Raw genomic sequence first — 26081 nt, forward strand, 5'->3', positions numbered from 1 at the left:
TTTTTTCGTAAACACATGCTTTCATAATTCCACATTTCTCTAATTATGCAAAAATATCATAACAAATAAAGCTCTTCTGATTTGTCGTATTTCGTCGAAAAAAGCTAAAAAAAGCTCTTTCAATAAAGAATGGACCGCATACCTAAGCCAAAATAAGCCAGATGCTTTTTAACATCTGGCTTATTTTCGTTAACTTTATGACTATCACGTATTAACATGTCCGGCCTTATTTTACTTTTGCTGCATACCTTGCACTATAAACTTATGAAGTAATTCATTATATGTTTTTATTTCTTGCTCACTATTATCCCAACTTTCGCCGTAAATACGATTAATTTTCCCCTCTGACATTTCTAAGATAAAAGTACTATCATCACTTTTCATTAATAAGTATGCCTTTGTTCCTTCTTTATATACCCTAGCAAGATATTCAGATCTTAATTTCTGTATACTTGGTTGTCCGGCTTTTTCCATCATAACAGGCACATAATTATTCGTTACAAATTGCCGAAGCGAGTTCTCACTAAAGTCACTTGTTTCTAATGAACATAATGCTGACGAAATCTTGCCAATTAGGTCCAGTTCTTCTTCTTTCGGTATTTTATCCTTAGATATAATGAAACTTTTCCTCTGTTCTTCGTTAATATTCGGCTCCGCATTTTTATTCTTTTTATGATAAGGGGTATAACTCTTCCTCTGTTCTTCGCCAATATTCGACTCCGTATTTTTATCCTTTTTATGATAAGGGGTATAACTCTTCCTCTGTTCTTCGCCAATATTCGACTCCGTATTTTTATCCTTTTTATGATAAGGGGTATATACATTCCCAACACGCAAAACGAGAGTAAGAGACAGTATAATTAACAAACAAATATACCACTTGTTGTATCGTGGATATTCAATATTTGAATACGATTGAATTTCCTTATGTTCTTTCGATGATAACTGCGGCTGCGTAGCTACTTCTTCAATTGGTTGTTTTTCAGACACAGCTTCTTTACTTGTTAACTGTGACTCAATTTTTTCTTGTGACAACTCCTTTGTTACAATTGTCGTAGGTTCTACTTTCTCAACTGTATGTGTCGTTTTAGAAGTTTCTTGCTCTTTTGTAATTTGATTTCTACGTAGATTATCTTTCACATCGAACGATGTTCCTAAACCAACTTCTTTGTAGATCTTCTGTTGGATGTTAGAAGAGATGAAATACATTCCAAGAAATACAATATAAATGCTACTTGCATACCAACCTATTAGGTATATAGGCAGAATCGCCCAAACAAATGAACTTAAAAAGTATAAAAGATAATATATGTTTTTATTCTTGAAATATACAAACGTAAATAACGAACAGAATTTTGAGATAGGTAGACCTAAAACATGTGCAAACCTTGCGGTAAAATCACAAAACTTATTTTTTGTCCCAATCGTCTTCTTATAAATCATATATGCGTCTTTATTATTGGGGTCTAGCCGCATCGCGACTTCCGCTAACATCCTTGCTTTTTTAAAATTCCCCTTATACGTTGCCGCAACTGCAAACAAAACGAGATTGGTCGTATTTTCTGGGTTTAGATCCAAAGCGCGCTGTTCCGCCTGTAATGCCTCCTCTTGCCGTTTAGGGAAAGAGGCAAAAAGAATATACGCATACTTTCCTACATAAATTTCATTTTCAGGGCCCAGCTCCATCGCTTTCTCAAAATACACCAGTGAATTCTTAATGGGTTCAAAACATCTAACAACTTCGCCCATATAGAAATAATATTTTCCATTTTCAGGGTAATTTTTCATTCCAATCTCTGCAAGTTCTCTTACTCTTTTATAATTACTTTGACCACAGAAAATATCTAATCCTACTGAGAGAACTTGCTCGTTTACATGATCCAGTTTAAGCGCCTCTTCTAAATACTTACTTGCATGATCATTATCGCTAAATCCATAAAAATGGACATAACTTAAACAAAGGTACCCAGAAGCGGCTTCTGGGTCTTCTTTTATAAGCATTTCCGCTTCTTTCATTGCCCGATCAACGTCGCCAACCTTCAGTAAATACTGAATTCTTCTAAGATTATCTTCCATCACCTGACTCATCCCTGCCCTTACTTCCCTCTACTTCTACCATTCTCTTTTGTTCTCTATCAAAAGAGAATACCGTTGCGATCCAATTCTTATTCCTTTTAGTGAATGCAACTTTCATAATGCCCTATTTCTCTAATTATCCCAAAATATCATAACAAATAAAGCTTTTTTGATTTGTCATATTTCGTCGAAAAAAGATAAAAAATTCTGTAGCTTTCGAATAAAGTTTAATCAAAGTCATGTAGTGAAAATATAAGATTTTTCTTGTGAAGCTAACGGTTGCAGGTTAGTTGAAAAAGGACTTTTTAAGTAGATGTGGGATTTTGAAAAAAACATTATGTGGGGGGGATCTCATTTGAAGAGAGACCATAGAAATTTATCCCGCTATTCGTGGGCAGTAATACTCCCACCTCAAAATTCGGCGAAAGCATTGTCCAGTTCCAGTGGCTAGAATGTTCAGTGGCTTCGCTTCTTCCTGCGAGGTAAAAAACACCTCTACGTCAGAAGCTCCATCCCCCTCACATTCTGGACGAGCCACTTCCACATTTCTTTGTTGTCCAGCTCTAGCGGCTAGAATCTCCGGTCGTTTCGCCCCCTCGGACGAGGCAAAAAGCGCCTCTCTGTCGGGTGTTCCAACGTCCTGCGATTCTGAGCGAGCCGCTTCCGCTTTTCTTAAGAAGTTAGGTGGGAGATAAACTGCCCGTAAAAGCCCGATTGGTGAGGGCTGATAATCAGTGGGGGATGAAGAAAACCCCCACTGATTAAAGTTTCACTTTATTTAAAGATGCTACATCTATATATGGATTTCATATTGAGATGAATCAAAACATAACACATTTTTCAGATGAGTTTCTTTCCTATTTAGGGAGAGATTAAAAATATCTCATATTGTTCTCATCGTATTTACATGTTTTTTTAGTAAAGTATACCTTGTATCCTACAAGGAAAGAGGAAGAGAACGATGCATGTACTACATTTTTTAAGAGAATATATAAAACACCCACGAACTGTAGGAGCAATATTATCAAGTTCTAAGCGACTTGCAAACCAAATGATATCTCCTATTAATTTTGAACAAGCAAAATGCATTATTGAGTATGGACCAGGAACCGGAGTGTTTACGGAACAGCTCATTCAACATAAACAGAATGAAACAGTATTGCTAATCATTGAGAATAATAAACAATTTCACCAAATACTTCGAGATAAATATGCAGCCATGAAAAATGTGTACATTATTCATGACTCTGCCGAATATACGGAAAAATATATTCAGCAATATAAAATTCCCAAAGTAGATTATATTATTTCAGGATTACCCTTTACCAGTTTACCCCTGGATACTTCTAAAAAGATATTACAGGTAACAAAAGAAGTGTTAGGACAGGATGGAAAATTTATTACTTTCCAATATACACGTCTTAAACAACAATTTTTCCGGTCTTTCTTTACAAATATTGAGATGAAAAAAACAAACTGGAATCTTCCACCAGCTTTCGTGTTCACTTGCTTTATGTAATATCCATAAAACGTAAAAACGTTATTCTTTTTGTAGAAATATACAGAAAGAATAACGTTTTTTTTCACTTTGAAACGGTCTAAATTCTTAAATTAAGAGTTACGTCTTGAAATAAGCATATGACTAATTTGGTAAACGATAGGGTATAAAAAGACCAAAAAAATTAATGGTTTATTATGCATATGGTTAAAATTCCATGTTCCTTCTGATAAAAATAAAGTACCTAAAGTTACTACGTACATCACAAAACAACAAATTGACAAACTTTTCTGTCTGATATGTAAAAACATTTCATCAATAAAATGCTCGCTCTCTTTTTTACCTTTAAAAATTTGCTTCATAAATAAAGATTGCAAAATGAGTGTTGCTACAAATAACGAGGTTATAGAAAACTGTTGCTTCTCGTACCATTCAAAAGCAAGTAACCCCATAATCACAATGTATAAACAAATAAATAAGATATTCATTCCATTTTTCATTGGCCTCTTCTCCTTACCTAATTTTTACAAATAAATAATTGATCAACAGTTACACCGAGGGATTTAGCTAAATTAAAAGCAAGTTCCAATGTGGGATCATATTTGTTATTCTCAATCGCATTAATCGTTTGTCTTGAAACACGGCATAATCTAGCTAAATCTTCTTGGGAAAGCTTTTTCTCTTTACGTAAAATACGAATTATGTTCTCCATTTTTATGAACATCACCTCTAGTTTTGTCAAAAACTTTTTACATTTTCAGTTTATATAATTCCGTTCTGAATGTCAAAAACTTTTTACATTTTTTAAAAAAACCATTACTATTTTTGAGAGTTAAAAAACGATAATCCTTCTACATCTTGAATAGAAAGAATACCGTTTTTTCCTTTTGGGCTATTTTTATTTGTTGGATTGATGGGTACTCCCTAAAACACAAAGTGTGAGCATCTATATTACAGTATGTTTTTGACGATATTGTCTCGGGGTCATGTTAGTGACTTTTTTGAACAGCACTTTGTAACCGTATGATTTCTTGTTTTACTTACATAAAAATCAATCGCATTTCCTTCTAGATTAACGGCACGATATAGGTACATCCATTGACCGTTACCTTTCACATATGTCTCATCAACTCACCAAGAATCATTGGTTGGTGTAAGATGACGATGGAATCCTCTCCGCCCTCTCTTTAAAAATAAATACAAAAGCTATCTTACTTATTAACAATCATGTCACATATTTCTTTTGCATAATCGTCCATTTTATGACACAATAGTTATAACATTCTGATTATTTTTTGGAGGGAATTTTCATGGGCTTATACACACTAACAGTTTTCGAAAAAGACGGTTCCAAAGTACTAGATGAATCATTTGAGGCTGCGACGGAAACAGAAGCAAAATCAAAAGGTGAAACCCTTTTACGAGACAAACAATTGTATGATCACACGCACCGCTGCACATCTTCAAGCGGAAAGCTTGTCTTATTCCAACGCTAAAAAAAGAAGCGTCACACCGCTTCTTTTTCACACTATATCTTCTTCACACCACAGAAACACAACTTCTACAATTCGATTACCAAATCGAGCACGCCTATTCCACATACCTGTTTGAATCAGGCGCTTTAACTCATCCTTTATTTTATCCGTCCACTGCTGAATACTTTCTTTCTTATCGTACGGATAAATACTTGGAAACTCTTCATGCAAGAGACGCAAACTTTCCGCATCCAGATGAAAAGGAAAAAAATAATTCGCAGTCAGAGAAGGCTCCTGCAATTGTAAAAACGGGTGGTCAATTTGCTTCTTATTACGATAAAACGTAAAAATATTGACCTTTCCACTCGTAATCTGATCAATTTGAATTTCGTGCTTTTCAATAATCACGCTGTTCAGTCCACCTCAATATATACTACTTCTAGTATATATGTCTTTGACAAAGAAGTTAACCACTTTCCTCTGGAAATTCATCATTTCACAAAAATACAATCAGAATCACTCCAAACAAGAAAGGAAGCGATCATATGCATTTCGGTAGCAAAGGTTGGTACGTAAATGAGCTAAAAAAATTAGGTATCCGTACTTATGAAGGTAGAAAACTAGAGTCATATCGTACACATATTTTGGCTGCTTTACTTGAGAAGGCGAAGAGGCAGTCGGCTTAATGTAGGAGGGCTCCTTCTTATATGGGGGAGCTTTTTAGTATAGAGAAAAGAGGAAACGTATGAATCTAAAATTATTGGAAATAACAGAAGAAAACTTTTGGGATATTATTAGTTTGAAATCGGATAAAGACCAAGAAGAACGCATTCAAATATTCGAAAGATGGGTCGGTTCTAACGCTTTTTTCCTTGGGGCCTGTCAAGTTTATGATTTTATCCCAAAAGCTATTTATGACAATCACACTTTAATCGGATTTGCTTCCTATGGCTATAGAAAAGAACATGAAAGATACGAATTAATCAGTATGATGTTAGGACATCAATATCAAGGAAAAGGGTATGGTGTTCCTGCTTTACAAGCAGTAATTGCCGAAATGAGCGCACAATATAAATGTAAAGAAATTTATTTATCGGTAATCCACGATAACGAACGCGCAAAACGAATATATGAAAAAGTTGGTTTCGAGGCAACTGGCGAGATCGAAAAAGGTCATCACGATGAACTCGTTTATTGTTTGAAATTAACAAATAATTTGGCATCACTTATATGAGTAATGCCTTTTTTTTTTCCTAACGTAATCCCCCTGCTTCATCATCACTTACCTCTATTAAGAAAACTCTTTCCCTGAATCCACCGCGCTTTTCAGCTTTTTCTTTACGGACTTTTTCCACATCTTCGAGCGTTACCCCTTCATGCTGTGCTAATGCGTTAACAAGTTCCAGTAAATCCGCTAGTTCCTCTACTTTATGCTCCAGTGTTTCCGCTTCTACATACTCCGCTAATTCTTCTCCTGTTTTCTTACACATTTCTTCTATATATTCTTTTTCATCTAAAATTCTTGTTGTGCATGTCTTTCCTGTCTTTTCAATAATTTCTGGAATGCGATCGCGTACTAGTTTGTTGTAGATTGGCACCGTAAGTCCTCCAATATTTTGAATTTGATTCTATTATAACATGCAGAAAAATCCACATTTTCCATAGGTCAAACAAGCTTTCCTTTTCCTAATCAAGCATATACTGTTAAAAATCTAAAAGGAGAAGGTTCGTCATGTATTACGGAACAAAGGGCTGGTACGTGTATGAGTTGAAAAAGCTTGGAATTAATTATTATGAAGGGCAAAAATTAGAGAGTTACCGGGCACATGTGTTGCGGAATTTACTATTAGCGAAGCAGCAGGAGCAGAAAGAAAAATAACCCTTCCGCTCCACTCTTATAGAAAAAAACCTTAAGCAATTAAGGTTTTTTTCTATAGAATCAGCATTTTCCTTATATTGTCTAGACAGGATAAAGATGAAATGTTATATTACCACTTTATAATTATTATCAATATTAAAAAGGAGGCCCCTTATATGCAATGGTATGTAAACGTACTAAAAAACTATGTAGGATTTCGAGGAAGAGCTCGTCGTAAAGAATACTGGACTTTTACCCTTATTAACTACATTATCTTCTTTGTATTTGGAATGCTTGGAAAAACAGTAGACATACTTAACGCTCTAGTAGGACTTTATATGCTAGCAATCTTATTACCAGGATTAGCCGTTGGTGCCCGCAGACTGCATGATACTGGAAAAAGCGGATGGTGGCAATTACTATGCTTTATTCCTATCATCGGTGGTATCGTTCTCATCGTATTCTGTTGCCAGGATAGTCAAGAAGGCGATAACAAATATGGTTCAAACCCTAAGGCTGACAAAAGCTATTAATATTACCCTTACTACATAAATAGATAAATAGCCCGTGAAGACTTTCTTCATGGGCTATTTATTTTTAGTACTATTCACCATATCCTCGTAGGTCGCCCGTTCGTTTCCGATCTTGACATTGGCGATAAAAATCTTCCGTTCTTCTACCGGACCAGGTTTCGGTTCGCCGTACTTCGGTTTCCACTGCGGGTGGTAAAGCCCTGTCTTGAGGTAAGGCGTACGTGCGCGCGTGGCATAGGCATTAGGACCTTGCACTTCCCATACAACTTTTCCATCTTTCCATATTTGTAGCAATCCATCGTTCTCTGATGACCACTTTGCATGGATGACCCAAGAAGACCAGATTCCTTTTTGCACCGGTTCATCCAATGCCTTAGAATCGCGCTCTATATTCGTAGTAGGACCAAATGCGCGTTGTATACTCCATCTGTCACCTTTCACTGCAATAGCCAGTTCCGGAAAGTCCCGATCCACCCGCTCACTGCCGAGTACGGCGTGCCATTGCATGACGATATCGTCACCGCTGCCCTTGTCGAACACCCAATCCTGCGGGATATAAATCCGTGCTGTATACCAACGTTCGTGGAACCCTTCTTCGTATGGTTGTGCAATTTCCGAACGGAACTGTCCTCGAGAATGCGGAACAACGAACTGCACTGCTTTGTGATCTCCCGTCATTTCGGGTACATCTACTACATGTACACGCTGCGTGATCGTGTCAGTATCTAGGTTGGTACGGTTTTCCGAGTCGTTGATAGCTATTTTCCATTTTTCTAGTCCAGATTGGAAGCTATCTTCTAACATGATAGAATCGTTTGTTTCCTGAACCTTAGGCTTCTTTTCTTTCTTGGAAATATAGGATTGATTCACTGTCTCTTTTCTATCAAACAATACGACACCACCTACAAGTAAACTGACAGATAGGACAGATATAGCAAGAATTTTTTTCATCTTTCATCACACTCCACTTGATAACGCTGATAAACCGGAGTTTTCTCTATAAGAGGTCACTGCATCGATTTTACAGGATTATTAGAAAGTATAACGTTTTTTTATACCTGGGGGTAGTTCATATTTTTAAGAGAATGGGCATGGGCGATACCCCTACTTTAAAACTTCAAATGAAGCATTTTTATTGAAAGTAAAAAAAGCTAACATAAAGCTAGCTTTTTAGGAATCTGAACTATTTTTTTCTTACTCCAAAATTAAAAATAGGATCTTTAAGTTCATATTCATATGTAAGTCCATCTACAATCCCGACAACCTTATCACTATCATAAAGCTCCATCATAAACTCTGCCATTTGTTTTGCAGTATGAAATTTAGGTACAACACCTTCATATTGAAATTCTTCAATATCAAAAGAACGTTTTGCAAATTCTGTTTCAGTCGCACCAGGCGCCAAAACTTTTGCTTGTAATTTTGCCCCTTGTGCTTTAAGTTCATGAGCTAGCCCTTCTGTAAATGCGCTCACATAGAATTTAGAAGCACAGTAAGTAATGGCATTTGCAATAATCGTATATCCTCCACCTGATGAAACATTAATAAGCTGTGTATCCGCAACGTTCGAGTAATCACGAACGAAAAGAGATGACAGTATTGTTAATGCTTCAATATTTAAATGTAACATTGTCTCTATCTTGTTTAAGTCTTGTTCAGCAACTGAATCGAAATTACCAAATCCTGCATTGTTAATCCATGTTTCAATTTGAAAATCTTTAAGACTTTCGTAAAGCTCATACACGTTTTTCGTAACTGATAAGTCAGTTTTTCGTATTACAACATCTAAGTCTGGGTTCATTTTTGCGATTGTTAACTTTAGATTCTCTAATTCTTTTTTTCTTCGAGCTACAAGTATTAAGTTTTTTCCACGAGCCGCAAAAGCTAAGGCAGTCTCATAACCAATCCCTGAGCTAGCCCCTGTGATAACAGTATACTTCATGTAAATTCCTCCTAAATTTAAACGATTTTATTATAAATTCACTATGGTTAAATTGTATTGGTTAGAGTATACTCTAAGTCAAATTTTTTGATAATCTTAATAAGACAGTGAAATACTTATGACTGAATTAGATGCGGAGGTTATGATGTATACGATTAGTGAGGTAGGTAAATTATTAGGAGTGAGTACACATACATTACGGTATTATGAAAAAGAAAAGATAATAGTTGCGAATCGCGATGCAAATGGAAACAGATTATTTAATGACTCACAAATTACATGGTTACGGTTTGTCATGAAGTTAAAACAAACCCAGATGCCAATAGCACAAATACGAGAATATGCACGATTATATACAGAAGGAGAACACACAACGAAAACACGTTTAAAGCTTTTAGAAGATCATAGAACATTCATTCAAAATCAAATAGAAAACCTAGTAATCACTGAGAAAATGCTTGAAAACAAGATTATTGTATACAAAGAGTCATTAGAAAAATAAAATAAAGTGAAACCTCCATAAAATCACAAAAACGATAGGTTTATTTGGTATATCCGTTTTTTAGTATTATACCATTTAATTCTAACGATTCTTTGTTTTCATTAACTAGTTTAAAGGTAGGGATCTACATTGAAGCGTACAGTTGAAGATGCATTAGGACTTACAGGTGCAATTTTAGGATTATTGTGTTCGTTAATCATTTTATTACTAGGGGAAATGGAACAACCAGAAGGCGCTAAGAAATGTCTTACTATTGGTTGTATAGGTGTATTTTTTTCTATTGTAGGATTTCTGGGATTCATAAAAGCTAAGAGTACATTTAAGGAAGCTGGATGTTTAATGATACTATCTGCAATAGGTCTATTTATTTGTATAAATCAAACTGCATTTTATTTCTTCCCCGGGCTGGCACTTTTAATTAGCGGTTTAAATAATATTTTCGGCAAGAAGAAAATATGAAACGAGAAAGCTATTAGACTTAGACATACAAATACTATCTTGTTCTCTAATACTTATAACGAATTAAGAACCACTGATTAGTATAAGAGAGTTACATATATAAAATCTATATATGTAAATACAAATTAAAAACCTGACATAAACCCCTTTTCTTTTTAGATGGTCGAGAGCGTCTGGCCATGCGTAGAAGCGGCCAGTTCCTTTTTCTTCCACGTGCGAAGTTCAAACAAAGAGAGAAAAAAGTAGCAGGTTATTTTTTGTTCAGTATGGCGGCGACTCGTGTGTTGGAAAGTCCAGTTGGATTTATATATATCGTCAACATAACATTGTTTAAAAAATATAGAAATTCGTGTAACAATAGAACAAAATCATGCAAATTACATATAAAGAATAACCTTGTTTTCCACAAGGTTATTTAAACTATGATAATAACTTTTCCATTCCTATACCATCTACTAATAATCCTACACCATTACAATAAAGATTATACAAAACTTAAACAAACTAATATCACTGGAATAATCAATGCAAATAAAAGAAAGATCCCTCGTTTTTTTCTCTTTTTTGAAATGGAATCATCTGTTTTTTTCTCATATGTCCCACTTACATATAATGCGATTACCAAGAATAGAAAACCTAGTAATATTGGATACATCATTTTCCACACCATAGGTAGATAGTCCTTACTCATATCAAGACTTGGATCATCCCAAAATAATACAAGTATTACTGCATAAAAACAAGACAATGTAATTCCAATACTATGTATAGCAAATATTATGATTGAAAATATCTTTATAAAAATATCTTTCAAAGATTCTCGAATAACTTTTTCCACAATTTTCTCCTCCAAATAATATTTTTTCATCCTATTCTAAAAAGAGTAATTTAATTTGAAAAATTTAGATAACGATTGATTTTTCATTACTATACTGCGCATCCAGCACCGCCACATATAGTAAAAAATAGTAACACTTACCATCAAACTTGGGACTCGGGCCGTATTTGTTATCGCCTTCTTGACTATTCTGGAAAAAGAATACAAGGAGAACAATAAGGCCAATGATAGGAATAAAGTTCAGCAGTTGCAACCATCCTGTTTTTCCAGTATCATGTAGCCTGCGAGCCCTAACAGCAAGTGTTGGCAATGTCATTGCGATTATATAAAGTGAAACTTCCATCAGTGGAGAGTTTTTTCATCTCCCACTGATGGTTAGTTGAACCAATCGGGCTTTTACGGGCAGTTATCCCCCACCTATCTTTCTCGTTTCTCTCTGAATCTTGAGGTGGGGGTCTTACTGCCCGTTAATGCGGGATAAAATCCACCAATTGACAAAAATGTTTTTGATACTACTTCTCCAAGGAATGCAAGTACACAGAATACGATTACATGAATAAGGAGAAACATCCAATATTCTTTACGACGAGTTCTCCCTCGAAATCCTACATAGTTTTTAAGTACTTTTCAATACCATTGCATGCAAGATCTCTCCGTTCTTATTTTAATAAATTATAGTAAAATATCAAATATTTGGATTGCAATTGAAAATATAACATTTCAGTTTAATGCTGTCTAGATAATATAAAGGAAAAGTATTTGGTTAAAAGCCATTTCTAATGGTATAAAAAACTTTAATTATTACAGAAAGAAGTGATTACATTGATTAAATTTGTCCAATTTGTATTTGGTAAACCTTGCAAAAAAGGCGACACGTTCCAAACTAAATTTGCGCGTTTTGTTTATTGGAATGCTATTGTGTTCTACTTTTTTGCAGTAATATTTTTTGGAGTATGTTCACTTTTTAATACCGTATTTATTCCATCCTTAGTAGGATCTTTGTTTTTTCCGTTGATATTTAGATTGGTTTATTATATGAATCTAAAAATGAATGGGCTCGAAAAAGAAGATTAGATATAAAAAGTATTTCTGAGGATCTTGCACAAAATTTACAACAAGAAGAATGAAAGAAATCCATCACAAGAAGATGCGAAACAGTATATTTATACGAAATATAGGAAGGGAAATTAATAAAAAAGAAACAATCTCTTTTGTTATAAGCGATTGTTTCTTTTTTATTAATACTCAAATGGCAAGATAGACATTAAATCCACATCTTCAGTTTCTTCTTTAGGATTCTTCGCGACCTCGTTACGTTCAAAAGACATACACGTTAGCATCGCTAATGCTACTAAACTCCCCATAAAAAGTTTTTGCATACTCTCTCCCCCCCACAGGTTCTCTATTAATATAGCATGAAGTAATATTTGTATAATATGCAATATTGCATACGATTTTCATATTTTCAGACAAAAGTGATTATGTTACAATAAATATTCCATCAAACCGTCTTAGTGGTTAGTAGTTACTAGCCCCTGAGAAAAAAGCCCATTTTTTAATGGGCTTTTTCATATACAACTTAGAAAGATAATAGAAGTTCTTCAGCAAACAAACGAAACTCATCTTGAATCGAAAAGTTCAAAAAAAATGCCATCCTTTTTATACATTTCTACAAAAAGAATAGCGCTTTTTTCATAAACCAAAAATTATTTTAATGTCTTTTTTACATACAAAATAAAAATTAACAGACTAATAAACCCAGATACAGCACAAACAATAAATAACATTTGATATCCCATGATTTGTGAAACAAATCCTAGAAGCATAGATCCTAAACCAATTCCTAAATCAAAAGCAGTAAAAAATGTAGCGTTCGCTACTCCTCTTTTCTCTGGTGGAGCTAATCGTAACGTTACGATTTGAAGAGCAGGTTGCGCTGCTCCAAATCCAATTCCGTACAAAATAGCTGTAATCACGAGTCCAACAAGCCCTTTTGTCATTGTTAGGACGAATAGTGCGACTATCAGTGTACAAAGCGCAGGAACAATAATAATTCCTTCTCCATGTTTATCGGATATCTTCCCGGCAAGTGGTCTAATTACTGTAAGTGTGACAGCATACACTAAGAAAAACGTACCAACATTAACTTGAATTTTTGCCGCAAACAATGGTAAAAATGTTGTAATGCCCCCAAAAGTCAGGGATAGGAAAAATGTAACAACAGCGATTGGTAAAACTGTTTTTTCAAAAAATGATATTGGTTTTTTTTCTGTACTTTGAACTATTGGAATTTTTGTACCAAATGCAAGTATGAATGCAATAATTGCCAATGCTGTACATAGAAGAAATAGATAATGAAATGAAAACGATCCCACTACCCAAAGACCTAATATTGGTCCTAAAGCCATGCCTAAAGTCATTGCAAGTCCATACCATCCCATTCCTTCTCCGCGACGAGATGGTGGAATCACATCAGTCACGGCCGTTCCGATCGAAGTTGTAGCAATTGCCCAGCTCATTCCATGGAGGATACGTAATACTACTAAAAATATAACTCCTGTTACCCAATCGTAAAAATACATTGTCATTGCAAAAAATAATAGTCCGCTTATTATAAATACGCGCCTGCCGTATCGATCCATTAATCCGCCTACAATAGGGCGTAAAATGACTGCCGATATTGTAAACACTCCAATAATAAATCCAACTTGAGATTCACTCCCACCTAATTGTTTAATAAACATCGGTAGTGTTGGCATGAGTAAATAAAAACCACTAAATAGTAATAATGCTGTAATTGTCAACATTATATAGTTCTTTGTCCATAATCGTTCCATTATAATGTAATCCTGCTTTCTATTGTTTCATACATTCTTACCGCCCAAAAGTGGCGGGATAAGCGAATAAAAAAGCAGTACCACCGCTTGTAAAAGTGTTGGTACTGCCATATTGCGTGACAAGTGTTTTGTTAATTAAAACGTACTTGCTACTTTAACAGCCTTTTCAAGCCCTGCGGAAATAATTTCTTCTGCTTTATCAGGGAATTGGTTGTGACCTTCAATCACTACTTTCTCGATATCTTTTGCACCGAAGAAGCCCATCATACTTGCTACATATTTAACAGCCATTTCCATTTCAGCTTTTGGTCCTGTAGAATATACACCGCCACTTGCGTTTAATAATGCAATTTTCTTATCTCCAATAAGACCTACTGGACCTTCCGGCGTATATTTAAATGTTTTGCCCGCACGGTTTAAATAATCAATATATGTGTGCAGTACAGCTGGGATTGTTAAATTCCATAATGGGAAACCAAATACAACTTTATCAGCTGCAAGGAATTGATCTAAATATTTATCAGCAACAGCTACTGCTTTTGCTTCCTTTTCTGTTAAATCAAGGCCTCTACTCGCCTTAAATGTACCGTTAATCATATCTACTCCTACATATGGCAATTCTTCATTGAATAAATCAAGCTCTACCACTGTATCATTTGGATGTGATTCTTTGTAGCTCGCTAAAAAGGCCTCATATAATTTCACACTAACTGCCTGGTCTGCTGGACGATTGTTTGCTTTTACAAATAAAACTGTTGTCATTCTCTGTTCCTCCTATTACTCACTCTTACGTTGTTCATTTACTCACTAAAAAGGGTATCCCATTGTAATGGTTATTATTATGAATACAAATTTATCTTGGCTTGATGACAATGTGGCAGCACATTGTCTTTACAATATTTTTTTAAAACTATACTCCATTTCTCCAGCTAGTGCTTCAGGTGTATCACTAGTTTCCCTGAAATCATGTGTATGAATTTCTTTAAACGGACCAAAATTTACTTGCTTATAAAATTCATAACAAGGAAATCCATCATGTGCACCTTGAATATCGACAATACCATCTTCTTTGACATGTACAGTTAATAGATAGTCAACGGGAGGTGCATATATATTTAATGGGTTGCTAGCACTTGCACTCATTTGAAACTTGACGTCATCAGAACTCCATACAATATCAGTGCACAAAATACTTTCTATACTAGCTTTTCCTGTTCTTTTATGAACAGAACCATCTGGAGTTGTGACTCTTTCTGTTGTTATGCCAGTATTCGCATATGTGAAAATTTCTTTTTTGTAAAAATCTACAACTACTTCTTGTTCAATTCTGGAACGCATAGCATTTACAGCATAAGGTGTAAATTCACGTGAGTCACCTTCGAATTGGATGACGTTTCCTGTATGAATATCCTTCTTAGGTTCAGTCCAAGACATTGGAATAAATACACTTGCTCTAATTTTAACGATATTAGTCATAAGAAACACCTCTGTAATTCTTTATTTTGGGTAAGACATAATATGGAACCACCCAGCAAAACAGGTCACAATTTCTTTCGCATAATGAATTACTTTTCCTTTACCATTTGCTGCTTCTTGTTTACATAGCGATACTCTTTTGCTTCATATTTATATCTATATCGTCATTTTAAAGCTGTATTCCATTTCTCTAGCTAACGCTTCTGGCGTGTCACCAGTTTCTCTGAAATCATGTGTATATATAACTTCAAATGAACCAAAATCTGTTTGTTTATAACATTCATAGCAAGGAAACCCATCATAATTTATTCAGTTTTATTTCGGTGAATTCTATTTCTTTTATAATCAAATACGGTCAACTTGATTGACTATATTACGCATAGTACAATGGAATTCAAATAAAGTCAACTTAATTGACTTTATTTAAGGAGGTTTTATGTATGAATCATCAAGTATTTAGTAAATTGGATCTTACATCACTTTTATCATTATCCTTTAGTACGTTGATTGATGAACTAAATGACAAAATGAGTGAATTAGGGTTTGGAGATATTAGACCTGCACATGGTTTTATGTTTAAACGCATCACCCCTGATGGAGCGACAGGTATAGAACTAGCTGAATACTTAGGAATTACAAAGCAAGCTGTGAGTAAAATGGTGGATCATCTTGAGAAAAGTGGTTATGTAATGCGTCAAACTCATCCCACTGATAAGAGAGGAAAAATTATTATTTTGACCGAACGAGGTTGGTTAGCGTTGAAAACAAAAGATGAGATACTAACTGAGATTGAGGAGCGCTGGATTGAAAAGATAGGTGCTGAACGGATGCAGATGCTCAAAGAAGATTTAACAAAGTTAGTTTATGAAGCGAATGAAGGTAAATTATCATCGAGCTTAAAACCTGTCTGGTAAATGTTATGTTTATAAAAGAAACAAATAATCCCCCAAGACGAAAATTTCGTTTTGGGGCACTTTTTTAATAAAGTCCCTCCTCTTTCACAAACCACAATAGTTGCCTCTTCTTAACTATTTTTCTGAAAAATATAAATAGAGATTTCATTTTTTTGATACACTTTACAACATTAGCTTCATGATGATAGGATTCGACTAAAATATATCTCAGTCGAATCCTATCATCGTTTAAATGAGAAATAATAGAAATTGTACAAAATTCCCTACATATTCATTAACACTTTAAGATATTCGGAATATAAAATAGTATAATCCCTCAAAAGATTAAATAAATTTTTTGGAGTGTTATATTATGTCGTTTGGAATTGACGTGAGTCACCATGAAGGTAGAATTGATTGGAATCAAGTAAAGAATGATCCGAATCAAGTAACCTTTATGATTGCAAAAGTAACAGAAGGTTCTGAGCAAGGTACCAATTTTGTAGATCCAACTTTTCAATACAATATAAACAGTGCGAACAATGTTGGTATTCTGACAGGAGCTTACCACTTTTTCCGAGCAATCTCTATTAATGATGCAAGACAAGAGGCTGCTTTCTTTATTAAAAATTTACAGAGCGTCACGTTAACTGCCCCTGTATTTGTCGATGTAGAAGTCAATGATGGAAATTTAGATCCGAATACGTTAACAGATGCTGTGAATGCATTTTTAACAGAATTAAAAAATGCGGGTTATACTAGTACTGGCGTTTATAGCAATCTATATTTCTTCCAGAATAACCTAAACATTTCACGTTTACAAAATACCTTATTGTGGGTTGCACGATATAGTACAAGCGGTCCAGGAATGGATTGTGATATTTGGCAGTACACAGATACTGGAAGTATAGAAGGTATTAACGGGAATGTCGATTTGAATATATCCTATGTAGATTTGGATATTAACAACAATAATAACGGACCTAGCAGTTCATTTATAGGAGTTGCTACAATCGCAGGTGATAATGTAAATTTACGAGATCAACCTTCTCTGAGCGGCAATGTCATTGGGACATTGCATCGTAATGAGTCCTATAAAGTATTTTACGAACAAAATGGATGGTTAAACTTAGGCGGAAATGAATTTGTTTATTATGATCCTAGTTATATTTGTTATTGCAACTATATAGGTGTTGCTACAATTACAGGTGATAATGTGAATTTAAGGGATCAACCTTCTCTGAACGGTAATGTGATTCGTACATTACATCACAATGAATCTTATAAAGTATATTACGAACAAAATGGATGGTTAAACCTAGGAGGAAACCAATTCATTTACTATGATCCTAGTTATATAAATTATCAAGTACTTTCCTCATGTTCTGATTGTTAAATAGTGGACAAACTCTATACAGCATACGAGTAGGGGCAGCCGAGATACGTATATCTCTCCGCTCCCCCTACTTTTCTTTCTATTAATAGCGTTTCGATAGAACTTCTATTATCGATACAAATTTGTCTAAACTTGATGGCGATAACGTAAATTTTGTACACTAAGCAAATTAAAAAAAGAAAGCTGATTTCCTCTAAACTAGGGGAGATCAGCTTTTCTTTTTTTCTGAGCAGCTCATACATTCTTATACAAGTATTTTCAATTAAAGCTCCTTTATTTGCTTTGTAAGTTCGTTGAATCTTTTATCAAGCTCCATGTATGCTTCATCTTTAGGAGTTAAAAAGCTAAGTTTTCCTAAAACCTCTTGTCTTTCTGTTTCAAGCTTTAAACGTAATTCAGCGAGATCATCACTTTTTTGAGATGTTTCTTTCAATTGCTTTTGTATGCTATTGTTTGAAAACGCTAGTCTACTGTTCGTCGTTTTTTCAAGGAAGTACCGATCATGTGAGACAATAAGCAATGTACCATTATATTGTGCTAATGTAGTTTCAAGCTGTTCACGTGAAGGTAAGTCAAGATGATTTGTCGGTTCATCTAAAATAAGTACATCTTTTTCATCTAAAATATACGCCATGAGCTTACACTTTACACGCTCCCCCATACTCATATGCTTGATTGGCTCTTTCCATTGAGAAGATGTAAATCCTAAATGCTTCATTAAATTTTGTACTTTTCCTCTTTCTTCAAAAGTTTCTTTATAAAATAATTGTTCTGGTGTTTTTTCAAGTGGTAAATCAAATACTTCTTGTGTTAAATAACCAATATTTGCAGATGGTGAAATCCATACTTCTCCTCGGGCCGTTTCCTGTCCCATAATCATCTTCAATAATGTCGTTTTCCCGCAGCCATTAGGACCAACTATTGCAATTTTTTCACCATGTTGAATTGTAAAATTAACTTTCTCAAATAATGTTCGTCCCTTAAAACATTTTTTCAATTGTTTCACTTCTAAAAAACGCTTTCCTACCCTTTTATTTACTTGAATGGAAAACTCTACAGTTGGGTCTGGCTTAACACGTTCTACTTTCGTTTTTTCAAGCTCTTTTTCTAGACGTTTTTGTTTTGACTTAACTTGGGCATCCATTCGCTTTGCCTTAACACGATAGTATTCTTTAAATCCCTCTTTTTTTGTTGACTGTGCATGTGCTTTTTGCGACCATGATGTTAATTCTTTTATTTGCGATTCTATCCGTTCAATGTTTTTTTGTTGCTTTTCATATTCGCGCTGCTGAGTGAGCCTTTTTTGTTCTCGAGCTTTCATATAACTCGTGTAATTCCCTTTATGCTCAATTAGTTTTCTATCTTCTATCGACCAAATTCTCGTTGCAACAGCATCTAAGAAATAACGATCATGTGATACAACGATAACTGTTCCACTCATGTTTTTTATCTGTTCAATCAGAAATTCTGTACTATTTTCATCTAAATGATTGGTCGGTTCATCTAGCATGAGAAGGGTTGGGTTTTGCGCAAATCCTTTCGCAAGTCGGATTTTAAGTTTTTCTCCACCGCTTAACGTATGAAAATCGTTTGTTGGTACGCCCCACTTTGCAAGAAGTTCCGCTTCTACTGTCGTTACTTCCTTAGATGTAAATACCTCTTTTTCTTGTTCAACATATGCCATCGTTACATTCGTCTGTTGCCATTCTAATTGCCCTTTTGTTGGTTCTATTTTTCCATTTATCAATTGTAAAAAAGTTGATTTTCCAGCACCGTTTCTCCCTATAACTCCGATAATATCCCCTTGTTTCACTGTAACTTTCATTTGTTCTAACAAGGTATTTTCCATAATTTCCACATAAACATCTTTTAGTTTTAAAAGTTCCTTCATACTATCCATCCCTTTCTATAAAAGGAGAACAAAAAAATCCTCCCAATTATATTTGGCAGGATTAGTCGTTATATGATGTATACCCAAATAAGCTATTGTATGAAATAGCAATACGTTCTTATGGAAATGGGCAGACTAATCCTATTTTTTATCAATTGAAATATCCAATTTCAACATGTAAAAATAAGATTAGTTAATCATCGTCCACCCATCATCCTTTCCGTCATTAATATCCATATTGTACCATAACAATACTATATTCATAAACGAGACGATTTGACTCAGCAACAGTCACCAATAACGCAGCATTTATTGGTGATGAATTAAAAAAACGTTATTCTTTCTAAACAAGCTAAATTATTAGAAAGGATAACGTTTTTTGTATTTAAGGGTATTAAAACCTCTTAAGTTGAGGGGTATGGGATACCGCCACAGACCCCTAGACCGCAAAATAATGTTTAGGAGGAATCATAATAGCATGAAATGGTTTCTTATTTATAACAAATGTTTCTCAATTTTTTTCAAAAGGTTTCTTCGTTATTTTGTGGAAGAATTTACGATATTAGGTTTTTAATAGTGTATAAAAATAATCCGAGTTTAATAAGATTTATTTCGGATTAACATAAATACCCTATTAAAAAAATAAAACAAAGGAATCTCTTAATTATATAAAATGTACGCGATATCACCAAAACAATATAATTAAGTTCAAAAAACAACAGTAAGGAGAGGTTTGTATGAAATTTAAGAAAAAAATTATGTGCACAACATTATTTTTTGGCATTTTGGTCACTCAAAATACACTAGACAATACAACTGCTTTAGCATCAACAACAGATAACTATCAAAAAAACCAAGATGAATTAGCGACTAATCATTTAACCGGAAATCAACAAGTTAATATACAAAACGCATTAAATTATGTAAATAACTGGTGGAATAAGAGGAATCCTGAGTATGCAAAATGGGATCCAAACGATTGTATGAATTATGTCTCTCAAATTCTAAAAGCTGGCGGAATAAAAGAAACACTTCCATCAACTATACAACCTTCAGGAATTGATACAAATAAAAATTACTGGTACAGCAAAAAACAGGGAGATAATATTTTTACTGTATCTAGTACATGGATAAACGTCGAAGATTTTTATACTTTTTGGAGTAAAACTCAAAAAGTAATTACACCAGATAAATTAAATATTATGAGAGATATTCAAGTTGGAGATGTTATACAACTTCAAAAAAAATCAGGCGGAAGTTACTATCATGCAATGTTTGTAGTAAAAAAGGATGCAGCAACTGTTTATTTAACAGGACATACTAACGATAGAGAAGCTTTAGATATTAGAAATATACAAGGAGATAATTTTCGAGTAATTAAATTTTCTAGTTAAGAATCACCATATTAAACATTCCATGTATGTAAAATCGCATAAATTCCCCTTCTAAAATAATGTTACAATGACATAGAGTTATAACACACTTTTTTCTTCAATCTTTATAGTAAAAACCCAAATCTATCAAACCCAATTAATATGTAAATCTAGAAAATAAGAAAAGACATCCTTTTGGATGTCTTTTCTTATTTAGCATTAACATAAATACACTTATCAATGTTACTTCATTTAACTCCGCAAAAATCCACCTTCTGAGTTAATCACTTGACCCGTGACCCACTTCGCATCGTCACTAGCGAGAAATGCCACGATACGTGCCGCATCGTCTGGCATGCCAATGCGTCCCATTAAAAATTTAGGCAACAGGTGTTTTCTAATTTCATCATTCATCCACGTTGAATCTGTTGGTCCTGGGTTTACAGCGTTAACCGTAATGCCTAAAGGAGCAAGTTCCGCTGATAAAGACTTCGTAAACGCTACAATTGCTCCTTTTGTTGCAGCATATGCTAACTCCCCGAGCATTGGCCCTAATTCTTGCCCGGATGTCATATTAATAATTCTTCCTTCATCTCTATTCGATTTCTCAAAACGACGAGCAAATTCCGTGCAAAGAAGAAAAGTTGATCTCATATTAACCGCATAATGGTTATCAAGTGTATGAGCATCCAACTTCGCATATCCATCTCCTGTTGAATATGCTGCGTTATTAACTAAAATCGAAAGAGGACCAAACTGCTTTGAAACAGTATCCATTATTTTAAATGCAGCATTTGCATCTGATAAATCAATTTCTAGACTGTCACAACGGACTCCTAATTCCAAAATCTCTTTTTGAAAATCCTCTGGCCAACTAGCCTCAGAATTCCAATGTGTAAAGAAAATATCTATACCTTGAGAAGCCAATTTACGACATATAGCAGTACCCATCTCTCTAGGACCACTTACTCCTGTTATAAGTGCAGCCTTATTTTGTAAATGCGTCATTTCCTATTCCTCCTAATAAAGTGAAACTTCCATCAGCAGGGGGGGTCTTCATCCCCCACTGATGGTTAGTTGAACCAATCGGGCTCTTACGGGCAGTTATCTCCCACCTATCTTCTTCGCTTTCTCTGAATCTTGAGGTGGGGGTCTTACTGCGCGTTAGTGCGGGATAAATAGGGACACGATGATATGTAAGTAGAGATGTATTGTTCTCATAAAGAAAAGCCGATACACACAGGTATCCGCTTAGTCAATGGAATGATAACTCCACACCATGCATCCCTTGTATGATTATTGTTTCAATAAATAGACATACTTCACCCTTGGATATTTATAGGAAAAGCACTCTATTTATTTTATTTCGTAATCATTACAAGATTTTCCACATGCAGAATCTCAATTCCCCTTTCATTACATCTCTACCATTATTATACTTTTACTACTAATAATAATCAATATATTCATTTATTAATATGTAAATTATTACTAGTTACAATCAAAATCATAAAGTGAAACTTTAATCAGTGGGGGTTTTCTTCATCCCCCACTGATTATCAGCCCTCACCAATCGGGCGCATGCCAGCAGTTTATCTCCCACCTAACTTCTTAAGAAAAGCGGAAGCGGCTCGTTCAGAATCGTAGGATGCCCACGCCCCTGACAGAGAGGCGCTTTTTGCCTCGTCCGAGGGGGCGAAACGACCGGAGATTCTAGCCCCTAGAGCTGGACAACAAAGAAATGTGGAAGTGGCTCACCCAGAATGTGAGGGGGATGGAGCTTCTGACGTAGAGGTGTTTTTTACCTCGCAGGAAGAAGCGAATCCACCGAACATTCTAGCCACTGGAACTGGACAATGCTTTCGCCGAATTTTGAGGTGGGAGTATTACTGCGCACACATTCGAATCCCCTATACTATTGAATATTCACATGTATTACAGGACTAAATGCGTGTATGAGTTAAAAAAACTCCAGCGCAGTTGAATATTTCCCTACCGTATTGGAGTTCCATATATGTCCGTTAGATCATTTCTTTTTCCATTCTTGCATCTCGCTACTTCTATCTTTAATTTAAATTAAAAATACGATTTTTTATAGAATCGATTTCATTTGCAGTCAACATTTGAGAAATATAAATGACAGGTGCCCTTGTATCTGATAGTTGGCAATTACTAATAATAAAATCATATTCAATATTATAATTTGGTATCCTATTTATATTTACATTTTCCCCTAAGCTTTGTTTTAACTTTCTATAAATAAGATTTTTTTCAACGGTTGTCCCAGAAAATACAAGTATAATGTTTATTTCATTACAGATTGAGTTAAGAATTGCCGTTGCATGAGAGGCGATATATTTTATTTCATCTTTAGTAAACTTTTTATCATTATATGTTTCATTCCAATTAGAAATTAAAGATACGTTTTCCTTATAATTTCGCAATAATACACTATGTGAAGAATGTATTGAATCAATAACATGACTAATTGAGAAATGAAGCTCTCTTAAAATACACACCTTATAAAAATACGGAATTATTTCAGCTTTTAATTTTCCCTTCAGTTCACTCGGTAATTTATTGTATGTTAAAAGGGTATCAATCAGATTCATAAATTTTTTATAAACCTGCTGATCACATTTACTTACATATTCAAGCATTACCTCACCCTGTGAACTTGTACTTATGAATCCAAAAAATAAAAATAGATTCAGTGCGTCTTTTTCATATTTTGGAAATTCAATCTTATAATAATTTTCAATTTCTATAATCATTTCATTCAGACAATTTGCTTGCTTCTGGCTATATACAGGCTTGAACTTTATTTCTTTCGATACACAATCTTTATTATAAAATCGATTTATAAAAACAAAAACAATACTGCGTAACAATAAAATATCCATGGGAACTTCGTTACGATAAAGAATAGATAGAAGTTTTTTTCTTAACTCAATAGGTAATAAAGATTGATCTGAAAATTGTTGTGTAAAGTAGAAGAATGCAATATAGTAATATCTTATATTCATTTCATCGCCTTCTAGTTGAAGATCTCTGAATTTAATATTCAACCTACTTTTATTTAAAATTCCATTATAATCTTTTAAATGGTTTCTCAAAGTTAACTTATTCATATATAAAATTTGTGACCATTTTTCTAATGTGTAACACTTATTATGAAATATTTCTAACATAACTTTATAAAGTACACTTTCTGTCAAATAAGAATGAATCACAGGCAATACAGAATCTTCCATCGGTTTGATTAAAATGTATCCTCTCGTTTTCACACTGGTAATTTTCCAATCTTCAGGCAATTGTTTTCTTAATTGAGAAATATCATTCATGATTGTTCGTGTCGAACACTGTAGTTGATCTGCAAGCTTTTGAGAAGATACTAATTTTGGCTCACTATTTAAAGCCTCCAGTATAAAAATTTGTCGTTTTATTGCTTTATCATCTATTAAACTATAAATAAAATTACGCATGAATATGTTACCTTCCCTCAAAACTATCAAAACTTTAAAGCTATATACATGCAAATTGAAAAACCGACATAATAACCCCTTTCTTTTTAGGAGAGGGCGAGAGCATCTGGCCGTGCATAGCCCTTTCCTGCCACATGCAAGGTTTCAAGTGCAAGTCATGTTGTATTCTGCAGAGCTAGACAAAGATGTCGAGAAATTTAAATGGGTATATATAATTAACGATAGATATTAGAATTTATTATAAACTATTGATAATTTTACCATAATACTATAATGAACTCTAATATATATACAAATTAAAAAAACGATATAATAACCCTAGGGAAGAGAGCATGTGGCTGTGCATAGCCTTTTTCTGCCACATGCGAGGTTTAAGCAAGCGGGTACAGGTCATGTTGTATTCTGCAGAGCAGCAACTTAAAAAGAAAAGCGGAAGCGGCTCGCTCAGAACAAGAGGGGGATGAAGAAAACCCCCACTGATTATAGTTTCATTCCATGTTTCTCATTATCTCTATTAGTGGTTTTGATAACCTTTTGTATGCTTTCGTGCACCATTGAGAATCTATCACACCGTAAAACTATACCCACAAATAGAGCAGTGAAAACGCTCTTTTTTTTCAGTTATTAAAGGAAAAAATATTAATTTTAAATACTCTATAAAGTGATATCCTTATATTACAAAAGTTATTTGGCCAACTTTTGTATTTGTAATGTCATAACTTGATTAAAGTGTTTGATTAGAAAACCGTCAATTCTATCAAACAACGTAAAAAGCCATGTTACTCTATTAAGTAGGGTATCGTGGCTTTTTGTGTTGAACCTATATAACTTATCCATCTACTCTATATATTTTCTAAAGGCTAACTCATTTTTAACTATTAGCTGTTTATTTCCAATTGATGTCATAAATCCTAAGTCTTCAAATTTGCTAAATTTACGACTAATTGTTTCCCTTGTCACCCCTATATAGTTTGCTATTTCTTCTCGTGTCAATGGTAAGTTTATAAGTATTCCTTTATCAGTATCTTCACCATATTTCTCGCAAAATTCTAAAATTATATAAGCAATCCTAACTTCTGGATTATTTGTTGCAAGATTGTTAGCTAAATTTTCTGTATGCGCTAACCGTTTTGTAACGGTTTTTAGCAGTTTTAATGCAATACCTGGATTTCGCTCCATTATACGATCCATATTATCTTTCGTTAACATACAAATTTTTGTATCTTCCATAGCATACGCACTAAAATTACTCTTCTCATCGCAATTAAATATGTTTAATTCACAAAAGCACTCACCACTCGTTAAAATATGCAAGATTTGCTCTTTTCCCTGAATGGTTAATTTCGATAACTTTACTTGCCCCTTATTAATAATAAATAATGTGTCTAATTTCTCTCCTTCATGAATTAATGGTTCTCCCTTTTTAAATCGCTTATGTTTTGACATTGCAGCTATTTTTAAGATTTCTTCATCAGATAGGGATTTAAAAATGAGAACTTTTCTTGGACAAGGCTCCGCTGCATTTTTATGATAACAATGTTCTTCCATA

At 34.2% G+C, this 26081-nt stretch carries 28 protein-coding genes and 4 pseudogenes; 12 read left to right on the plus strand and 20 right to left on the minus strand.

From position 1 onward, the window contains the following. Positions 1-231: 231 nt before the first annotated feature. Positions 232-2088: a tetratricopeptide repeat protein gene (locus MR076_RS09720; RefSeq protein ID WP_472927083.1), complete on the minus strand. Its 1857-nt coding sequence runs from the start codon at positions 2086-2088 to the stop codon at positions 232-234. 949 nt (positions 2089-3037) lie between these two features. On the opposite strand from MR076_RS09720, the gene MR076_RS09725 reads away from it, so the two are divergent. Beyond that, the gene (locus MR076_RS09725) at positions 3038-3595 is read left to right on the plus strand and encodes a class I SAM-dependent methyltransferase (protein WP_242220115.1); all 558 of its coding nucleotides are present in this window, start codon (positions 3038-3040) and stop codon (positions 3593-3595) included. A gap of 92 nt (positions 3596-3687) precedes the next feature. Here MR076_RS09725 and MR076_RS09730 read toward each other — a convergent pair whose 3' ends face one another. The 3 genes and pseudogenes from MR076_RS09730 to MR076_RS09740 all read right to left on the minus strand — a co-directional run. Then, a complete protein-coding gene (locus tag MR076_RS09730; RefSeq protein ID WP_242220118.1) occupies positions 3688-4074 on the minus strand; it encodes a hypothetical protein in 387 nt (128 codons plus the stop codon). A 17-nt stretch (positions 4075-4091) separates the two neighbouring features. Beyond that, on the minus strand, positions 4092-4286 hold the full coding sequence (locus MR076_RS09735) for a helix-turn-helix transcriptional regulator (RefSeq protein WP_242220120.1): 195 nt from the start codon (positions 4284-4286) through the stop codon (positions 4092-4094). Between the two features lie 278 nt (positions 4287-4564). Then, positions 4565-4735 (minus strand): annotated as a pseudogene (locus tag MR076_RS09740) (DDE-type integrase/transposase/recombinase); the annotation flags it as partial. 149 nt (positions 4736-4884) lie between these two features. Between MR076_RS09740 and MR076_RS09745 the strand changes: the two are divergent. Continuing rightward, positions 4885-5070, plus strand: coding sequence for a YhzD family protein (locus MR076_RS09745; protein WP_242220122.1), 186 nt, complete (start codon positions 4885-4887; stop codon positions 5068-5070). A 27-nt stretch (positions 5071-5097) separates the two neighbouring features. Here the strand turns inward: MR076_RS09745 and MR076_RS09750 are convergent, their stop codons facing one another. Continuing rightward, on the minus strand, positions 5098-5457 hold the full coding sequence (locus MR076_RS09750) for a hypothetical protein (protein WP_242220124.1): 360 nt from the start codon (positions 5455-5457) through the stop codon (positions 5098-5100). A 137-nt stretch (positions 5458-5594) separates the two neighbouring features. Here MR076_RS09750 and MR076_RS09755 point away from each other — a divergent pair, with 137 nt between their 5' ends. Beyond that, positions 5595-5735, plus strand: coding sequence for a YflJ family protein (locus tag MR076_RS09755; RefSeq protein WP_242220126.1), 141 nt, complete (start codon positions 5595-5597; stop codon positions 5733-5735). Between the two features lie 59 nt (positions 5736-5794). Then, entirely contained in the window at positions 5795-6283 is a 489-nt protein-coding gene (locus MR076_RS09760; protein WP_242220128.1) for a GNAT family N-acetyltransferase, read from the plus strand. A 19-nt stretch (positions 6284-6302) separates the two neighbouring features. On the opposite strand, the gene MR076_RS09765 is transcribed toward MR076_RS09760, so the two are convergent. Beyond that, positions 6303-6647, minus strand: coding sequence for a nucleoside triphosphate pyrophosphohydrolase (locus tag MR076_RS09765; RefSeq protein WP_242220130.1), 345 nt, complete (start codon positions 6645-6647; stop codon positions 6303-6305). A 134-nt stretch (positions 6648-6781) separates the two neighbouring features. Here MR076_RS09765 and MR076_RS09770 point away from each other — a divergent pair, with 134 nt between their 5' ends. Next, positions 6782-6928, plus strand: coding sequence for a DUF2639 domain-containing protein (locus MR076_RS09770; protein ID WP_242220132.1), 147 nt, complete (start codon positions 6782-6784; stop codon positions 6926-6928). A gap of 155 nt (positions 6929-7083) precedes the next feature. Further along, positions 7084-7440: a DUF805 domain-containing protein gene (locus tag MR076_RS09775; protein ID WP_242220134.1), complete on the plus strand. Its 357-nt coding sequence runs from the start codon at positions 7084-7086 to the stop codon at positions 7438-7440. 54 nt (positions 7441-7494) lie between these two features. On the opposite strand, the gene MR076_RS09780 is transcribed toward MR076_RS09775, so the two are convergent. After that, positions 7495-8391, minus strand: coding sequence for a polysaccharide lyase family 20 protein (locus tag MR076_RS09780; RefSeq protein ID WP_242220136.1), 897 nt, complete (start codon positions 8389-8391; stop codon positions 7495-7497). 232 nt (positions 8392-8623) lie between these two features. Continuing rightward, complete coding sequence (locus MR076_RS09785; RefSeq protein WP_242220138.1) at positions 8624-9382, minus strand: SDR family NAD(P)-dependent oxidoreductase; 759 nt, start codon at positions 9380-9382, stop codon at positions 8624-8626. A 145-nt stretch (positions 9383-9527) separates the two neighbouring features. Here MR076_RS09785 and MR076_RS09790 point away from each other — a divergent pair, with 145 nt between their 5' ends. Beyond that, positions 9528-9884 (plus strand): MerR family transcriptional regulator, encoded by a 357-nt coding sequence (locus MR076_RS09790; protein WP_242220398.1) that lies wholly within the window; start codon positions 9528-9530, stop codon positions 9882-9884. Positions 9885-10013: 129 nt separating this feature from the next. Beyond that, a complete protein-coding gene (locus MR076_RS09795; protein WP_242220141.1) occupies positions 10014-10343 on the plus strand; it encodes a hypothetical protein in 330 nt (109 codons plus the stop codon). 484 nt (positions 10344-10827) lie between these two features. Here the strand turns inward: MR076_RS09795 and MR076_RS09800 are convergent, their stop codons facing one another. From MR076_RS09800 to MR076_RS26780, 3 genes and pseudogenes are all read right to left on the minus strand, one after another. Further along, positions 10828-11181, minus strand: a complete 354-nt coding sequence (locus tag MR076_RS09800) for a hypothetical protein (protein WP_242220143.1) — start codon at positions 11179-11181, stop codon at positions 10828-10830. A 151-nt stretch (positions 11182-11332) separates the two neighbouring features. After that, positions 11333-11524 (minus strand): annotated as a pseudogene (locus tag MR076_RS09805) (DUF805 domain-containing protein); the annotation flags it as partial. Positions 11525-11598: 74 nt separating this feature from the next. Continuing rightward, positions 11599-11781, minus strand: a pseudogene (locus tag MR076_RS26780) (DUF805 domain-containing protein); the annotation flags it as partial. Positions 11782-12003: 222 nt separating this feature from the next. Here MR076_RS26780 and MR076_RS09815 point away from each other — a divergent pair. Further along, on the plus strand, positions 12004-12255 hold the full coding sequence (locus MR076_RS09815) for a hypothetical protein (RefSeq protein ID WP_242220145.1): 252 nt from the start codon (positions 12004-12006) through the stop codon (positions 12253-12255). A gap of 164 nt (positions 12256-12419) precedes the next feature. Here MR076_RS09815 and MR076_RS09820 read toward each other — a convergent pair whose 3' ends face one another. The 5 genes and pseudogenes from MR076_RS09820 to MR076_RS09840 all read right to left on the minus strand — a co-directional run. Then, positions 12420-12560 carry a hypothetical protein gene (locus MR076_RS09820; protein ID WP_242220147.1) on the minus strand — a complete coding sequence of 47 codons (141 nt, stop codon included), beginning with the start codon at positions 12558-12560 and terminating at the stop codon, positions 12420-12422. Positions 12561-12887: 327 nt separating this feature from the next. Continuing rightward, entirely contained in the window at positions 12888-14018 is a 1131-nt protein-coding gene (locus MR076_RS09825; protein ID WP_242220149.1) for an MFS transporter, read from the minus strand. A 135-nt stretch (positions 14019-14153) separates the two neighbouring features. Continuing rightward, positions 14154-14780 (minus strand): FMN-dependent NADH-azoreductase, encoded by a 627-nt coding sequence (locus tag MR076_RS09830; RefSeq protein ID WP_242220151.1) that lies wholly within the window; start codon positions 14778-14780, stop codon positions 14154-14156. A gap of 129 nt (positions 14781-14909) precedes the next feature. After that, on the minus strand, positions 14910-15494 hold the full coding sequence (locus tag MR076_RS09835; RefSeq protein ID WP_242220153.1) for a DUF3238 domain-containing protein: 585 nt from the start codon (positions 15492-15494) through the stop codon (positions 14910-14912). 156 nt (positions 15495-15650) lie between these two features. Next, positions 15651-15797: pseudogene (locus MR076_RS09840) on the minus strand (DUF3238 domain-containing protein); the annotation flags it as partial. Positions 15798-15934: 137 nt separating this feature from the next. On the opposite strand from MR076_RS09840, the gene MR076_RS09845 reads away from it, so the two are divergent. Both MR076_RS09845 and MR076_RS09850 read left to right on the plus strand, forming a co-directional pair. Beyond that, on the plus strand, positions 15935-16408 hold the full coding sequence (locus tag MR076_RS09845) for a MarR family winged helix-turn-helix transcriptional regulator (protein ID WP_242220154.1): 474 nt from the start codon (positions 15935-15937) through the stop codon (positions 16406-16408). A gap of 352 nt (positions 16409-16760) precedes the next feature. Then, on the plus strand, positions 16761-17783 hold the full coding sequence (locus MR076_RS09850; protein ID WP_242220156.1) for a GH25 family lysozyme: 1023 nt from the start codon (positions 16761-16763) through the stop codon (positions 17781-17783). A 262-nt stretch (positions 17784-18045) separates the two neighbouring features. On the opposite strand, the gene abc-f is transcribed toward MR076_RS09850, so the two are convergent. Beyond that, on the minus strand, positions 18046-19674 hold the full coding sequence (gene abc-f / locus MR076_RS09855) for a ribosomal protection-like ABC-F family protein (RefSeq protein ID WP_242220161.1): 1629 nt from the start codon (positions 19672-19674) through the stop codon (positions 18046-18048). A 737-nt stretch (positions 19675-20411) separates the two neighbouring features. Between abc-f and MR076_RS09860 the strand changes: the two genes are divergently transcribed. Then, positions 20412-21068 (plus strand): amidase domain-containing protein, encoded by a 657-nt coding sequence (locus MR076_RS09860; protein WP_242220165.1) that lies wholly within the window; start codon positions 20412-20414, stop codon positions 21066-21068. Positions 21069-21299: 231 nt separating this feature from the next. Here the strand turns inward: MR076_RS09860 and MR076_RS09865 are convergent, their stop codons facing one another. The 3 genes from MR076_RS09865 to MR076_RS09875 form a co-directional block, all read right to left on the minus strand. Next, a complete protein-coding gene (locus MR076_RS09865) occupies positions 21300-22055 on the minus strand; it encodes an SDR family oxidoreductase (RefSeq protein WP_242220168.1) in 756 nt (251 codons plus the stop codon). 1058 nt (positions 22056-23113) lie between these two features. Further along, a complete protein-coding gene (locus MR076_RS09870; protein WP_242220173.1) occupies positions 23114-24532 on the minus strand; it encodes an AcpB/EbpR/MafR family transcriptional regulator in 1419 nt (472 codons plus the stop codon). Positions 24533-25369: 837 nt separating this feature from the next. After that, positions 25370-26080, minus strand: a complete 711-nt coding sequence (locus MR076_RS09875) for a Crp/Fnr family transcriptional regulator (RefSeq protein WP_242220175.1) — start codon at positions 26078-26080, stop codon at positions 25370-25372. Position 26081 lies beyond the last annotated feature (1 nt).

The sequence above is a fragment of the Bacillus cereus group sp. BfR-BA-01380 genome, from assembly GCF_022663535.1.
Classification (GTDB): domain Bacteria; phylum Bacillota; class Bacilli; order Bacillales; family Bacillaceae_G; genus Bacillus_A; species Bacillus_A cereus_BB.